The sequence below is a fragment of the Methylobacterium sp. CCH5-D2 genome (genome assembly GCF_001556475.1).
Classification (GTDB): Bacteria; Pseudomonadota; Alphaproteobacteria; order Rhizobiales; family Beijerinckiaceae; genus Methylobacterium; species Methylobacterium hispanicum.
This window is the reverse complement of sequence record NZ_LSIX01000818.1, coordinates 1-4,646: the sequence shown is the minus strand read 5'-3', so window position 1 is coordinate 4,646 and position 4,646 is coordinate 1. Positions and strand designations below refer to the sequence as shown.

Below are 4,646 nucleotides of genomic sequence, written 5' to 3'. Positions count from 1 at the left end.
CCCGGCTTTCTGCGAAAGCAGACCTCTCCCTATGGGAGAGGGGACCCGCGCCTCGGCCTGCAGCGCGGCGCAAGCCGGCATCTGCAATCGCCCTGCCCGCAGAGGGGGGAGGGAGATTGCGCGCGCCGCCGCCACGCCCCCGATACCCGCTCTTCACACCCCCATCCGCCCACCCAGGAATTTTCTGCACCGCACGGGAGCTTCGCCGGAACCAGTACGTTCAGACCAAGATCGCGAGCCCCGCGGCGGCCACCGGCTGCCGCGCGTCGAGGGACGGCCGCGGTTACCGGAGTGATCATGCCTGACAATTCCCGACCCGCGTCCCAGCCCCGCGCGGTGCGTGCCCGCATTCAGGAAGGGCTGCCCTATCCGCTGGGCGCCACCTGGGATGGGCTGGGCGTCAACTTCGCGATCTTCTCGGCCTACGCCACGAAGGTCGAGCTCTGCCTGTTCGACGACGCGGGCGAGAACGAGATCGAGCGGATCGAGCTGCCCGAGTACACCGACGAGATCTGGCACGGCTACCTGCCGGACGCGCGCCCCGGCACGATCTACGGCTACCGCGTGCACGGCCCCTACGAGCCGGAGAACGGCCACCGCTTCAACCCGAACAAGCTGCTCATCGACCCCTACGCCAAGGGGCTCGTCGGCTCCATCACCTGGAACCCGGCTCTGTTCGGCTACAAGATGGAGACGGGGGACGACACCACCTTCGACGAGCGCGACAGCGCGCCCTACACCCGCCGCTCGCGCGTGATCGACCCGGCCTTCACCTGGGGTCGCCACCAGAAGCCCCACGTGCCGTGGGAGAAGACGATCGTCTACGAGGCCCACGTGAAGGGCCTGACCAAGCTCCATCCGCGCGTGCCCGAGAAGCTGCGCGGCACCTATGCGGGCCTCGGCACCCCGGACGTGCTCGACTACATCAAGAGCCTCGGCGTCACCTCGGTCGAGCTCCTGCCGGTCCACTCCTTCGTGCAGGACGACTACCTGCAGGAGAAGGGGCTGACGAACTACTGGGGCTACAACACCATCTCGTTCTTCACCCCCGCCCGGCGCTACGCCGCGGTGCCGGACTTCGCCTTCTCGGAGTTCAAGGAGATGGTCTCGCGCCTGCACGGCGCCGGCCTCGAGGTGATCCTCGACGTGGTCTACAACCACACCGCCGAGGGCAACGAGAAGGGCCCGACCCTGTCGTTCAAGGGGGTCGACAACGCCTCCTACTACCGCCTGCTGCCGGACCAGCGGCGCTACTACATCAACGATACCGGCACGGGGAACACCTTCAACCTCTCGCACCCGCGCGTGCTCCAGCTCGTCACGGACAGCTTGCGCTACTGGGCGCAGGAGATGCAGGTCGACGGCTTCCGCTTCGATCTCGCCACCATCCTCGGCCGCGAGCCCTACGGCTTCGACGAGGGCGGCGGCTTCCTCGACACATGCCGGCAGGATCCGGTGCTGAACTCCGTCAAGCTGATCGCCGAGCCCTGGGATTGCGGTCCGGGCGGCTATCAGGTCGGCGGCTTCCCGCCGGGCTGGGCCGAGTGGAACGACCGGTTCCGTGACGACGTGCGCGGCTACTGGAAGGGCGATGCCGGCCTGCTGCCGGATCTCGCCTCCCGCATCACCGGCTCGGCCGACAAGTTCGACAAGCGCGGGCGCAAGCCCTGGGCCTCGGTCAACTTCCTGACCGCGCATGACGGCTTCACCCTGCACGACACGGTGGCCTACAACGACAAGCACAACATGGCCAACGGCGAGGACAACCGCGACGGCCACTCGCACAACCTCTCGTACAATTACGGCGTCGAGGGCCCGACCGAGGATCCGGAGATCCGCGCCGTGCGCCTGCGCCAGATGCGCAACATGCTGGCGACGCTCTTCCTGTCGCGCGGCACGCCGATGCTGCTGGCCGGCGACGAGTTCGCCCGCACCCAGAACGGCAACAACAACGCCTATTGCCAGGACAACGAGATCTCCTGGCTCGACTGGGACGCGATCGGGGCCGAGGAGCGGGACCTCGCCGAGTTCACCCAGCGCCTGATCATCCTGCGCAACGCCCTGCCGATCCTCAACCGCGGCCGCTTCCTCTCGGGCCGCTTCGACGAGGAACTCGGCGTCAAGGACGTCACCTGGCTGCGGCCGGACGGCGCCGAGATGGAGGGCGAGAACTGGGGCGACGGCGGCGCCCGGGCGCTCGCGGTGCTGCTCGACGGCCGCGCCCAGGCCACCGGCGTCCACCGCCGCGGCGGGGACGCGACGCTTCTCATCCTCTACAACGCCTACCACGACCTCGTGCAGTTCACCCTGCCGGAGACGGTCGGCGGCGAGGAGTGGACGCGGCTCCTCGACACCAACCTTCCCGACAGCCAGGCGGTGGAGCACTTCAAGTCCGGCGACAGCTACGCCGTCACCGGGCGCTCGATGCTGATGTTCGTCCTCAAGCCGGAGGACACGCCCGGCGACGCGCCGACCGAGATGGAGCGCTCCTACCAGCACGTGATGCAGGCCTTCGACAGGGCCAACATCGAGAACGTGCACTTCCACCTCAACGAGGACGAGGCCTGAGGCCGCCTCGCGCCGGGCCGGAGAAATCCGGCTCGGCACGGGTCCCTTGCGGGCGCTCGTGCGTTGTCAGGGGCGCGTGAACGCGGCGACGCTCCCGGGCGCGTCCGAAGGATGTTTATCGTCGATGCCGAAGATATTGCTGGTCGAGGACCACGAGGAGATCTGGGACTTTCTCTCCCGCCGGCTCAAGCGCCGCGGCTACGAGGTGATCCTGGCCCATGACGGGGAAGCGGGCGTGCAGCAGGCGCGGGCGGGCCAGCCCGACGTGATCCTGCTCGACATGAACCTGCCGGTGCTCGACGGCTGGTCCGCCGCGCGCGCCCTGAAGGCCGGGGGCGACACCCGCGCGATCCCGATCATCGCGCTCACCGCCCACGCCATGTCGGGCGACCGCGACAAGGCGATCCAGGCAGGCTGCGACGACTACCATCCGAAGCCGATCGATTTCTCGAAGCTGCTCAGCCAGATCAGCGCCGCGCTCGGCGAGACGGCGACGGCGGGTTGAGCCGCGGACACCCCCGACCCGTCGCGGGGAGGGGGCCTTGCGTATCCTTGCGTAACCCGGGCCGGGAGGCCCTGATCGACCGATGAGCGACGATCCCGTCACCGCGCGGCAGATCCGGCAGGGAATGCCGATCTTCGTCGCCCTCGCATCGGTGCTGCTGGTGCTCGCCGTCATGGCCGCGCTCTATCTCGGGCGCGAGATCCTGATGCCGGTCACGCTCGCGATCCTGCTGAGCTTCGTCCTCGTGCCGGCGGTCCGGGCGCTGCGTCGCCTCCTCGTACCCCGGGCGCTCGCGGTGCTCGCCGTCGTCGCGGTGACCTTCGGGCTGCTGTTCGGGGTCGGCAGCCTCATCGCCAGCGAGGGCGCGCAACTCGCCGCCGACCTGCCGCGCTACTCCCTGACCATGCGCGACAAGATCGCGGCCCTGCGCGGCGCCACGGCCGACGTCGGCACGCTCTCGCGCATCGTCGATCTCGTCCAGGATCTCGGCAACGCCCTCCAGCCCCCGCCCCAGGCCGAGCTGAAGGGCGAGCCGGGCTCGGCGACCCACCCGCTCACCGTCGAGATCAAGGCGGCCAAGGCCGGCGTGCTGGAGACCTTCCAGACCTTCGCGGGCCCGGTCCTGCATCCGCTCGCCACGACCGGCCTGATCCTGCTCTTCACGATCTTCATCCTGCTCCAGCGAGAGGACCTGCGGAACCGGGCGATCCGCATCGCCGGCTCCGGGGATCTGCGCCGCACCACGGCCGCGATCGACGACGCGGCGAGCCGGCTGTCGCGCTTCTTCCTGGCGCAGCTCGCCCTCAACATCGCGTTCGGGGTGGTGATCGGCGCGGGGCTCTGGTTCATCGGCGTGCCGAGCCCGACGCTGTTCGGCGTGCTGGCCGCCATCCTGCGCTTCGTGCCCTATATCGGCGCCGTGATCTCGGCGGTGCTGCCGCTGATCCTCGCGGCGGCCGTCGATCCGGGCTGGAGCATGGTGATCGCCACCGCGATCCTGTTCGTGGTGGTCGAGCCGATCGCCGGTCACGTGGTCGAGCCGCTGCTCTACGGCCACTCGACCGGCCTCTCGCCGATCGCCGTGATCCTGGCCGCGACGATCTGGACCTTCCTGTGGGGGCCCGTCGGCCTCATCCTGGCCACCCCGCTCACCGTCTGCCTCGTGGTGCTGGGACGCCACGTCGAGCGGCTGTGGTATCTCGACGTGCTGCTGGGCGACCAGCCCGCGCTCGCGCCCCCCGAGATCTTCTACCAGCGCATGCTCGCGGGCGACCCCGCGGAGGCGATCGACCAGGGTCGGCAGTTCCTGAAGGAGCGGGCGCTCGTCACCTACTACGACGAGGTCGTGCTGGCGGGCCTCCTGCTCGCCCAGGAGGACTTGTCCCGCGGCACCCTCGACCGGGAGCGGCAGGCCGAGGTCGGGGCCGCGATCCGGCAGGTGGTGGACCGCCTCGGTCTCGCCCGCGTGCGCCGGGGCGTGGCCCGCGGCGCCGCGCGCGGGGCGAGCCGCGAGACGGCCGCGGCGGTCGCCGCGGCGGGGCCCGACCGGCAGGTGGCGGGCGTGGTGCTGGGG

Annotated in this window: 3 protein-coding genes; all 3 read left to right on the top strand. The window is 70.0% G+C overall.

Annotated elements, in window-relative coordinates:
• Nucleotides 1-297: 297 nt before the first annotated feature.
• Complete coding sequence (glgX, locus tag AX737_RS21570; protein WP_066924786.1) at nucleotides 298-2,568, top strand: glycogen debranching protein GlgX; 2,271 nt, start codon at nucleotides 298-300, stop codon at nucleotides 2,566-2,568.
• 124 nt (nucleotides 2,569-2,692) lie between these two features.
• Complete coding sequence (locus AX737_RS21565) at nucleotides 2,693-3,073, top strand: response regulator (protein ID WP_066924784.1); 381 nt, start codon at nucleotides 2,693-2,695, stop codon at nucleotides 3,071-3,073.
• A gap of 82 nt (nucleotides 3,074-3,155) precedes the next feature.
• Nucleotides 3,156-4,646, top strand: a 1,491-nt coding sequence (locus tag AX737_RS21560; protein ID WP_066924782.1) for an AI-2E family transporter, incomplete at its 3' end; no start/stop codon positions are given.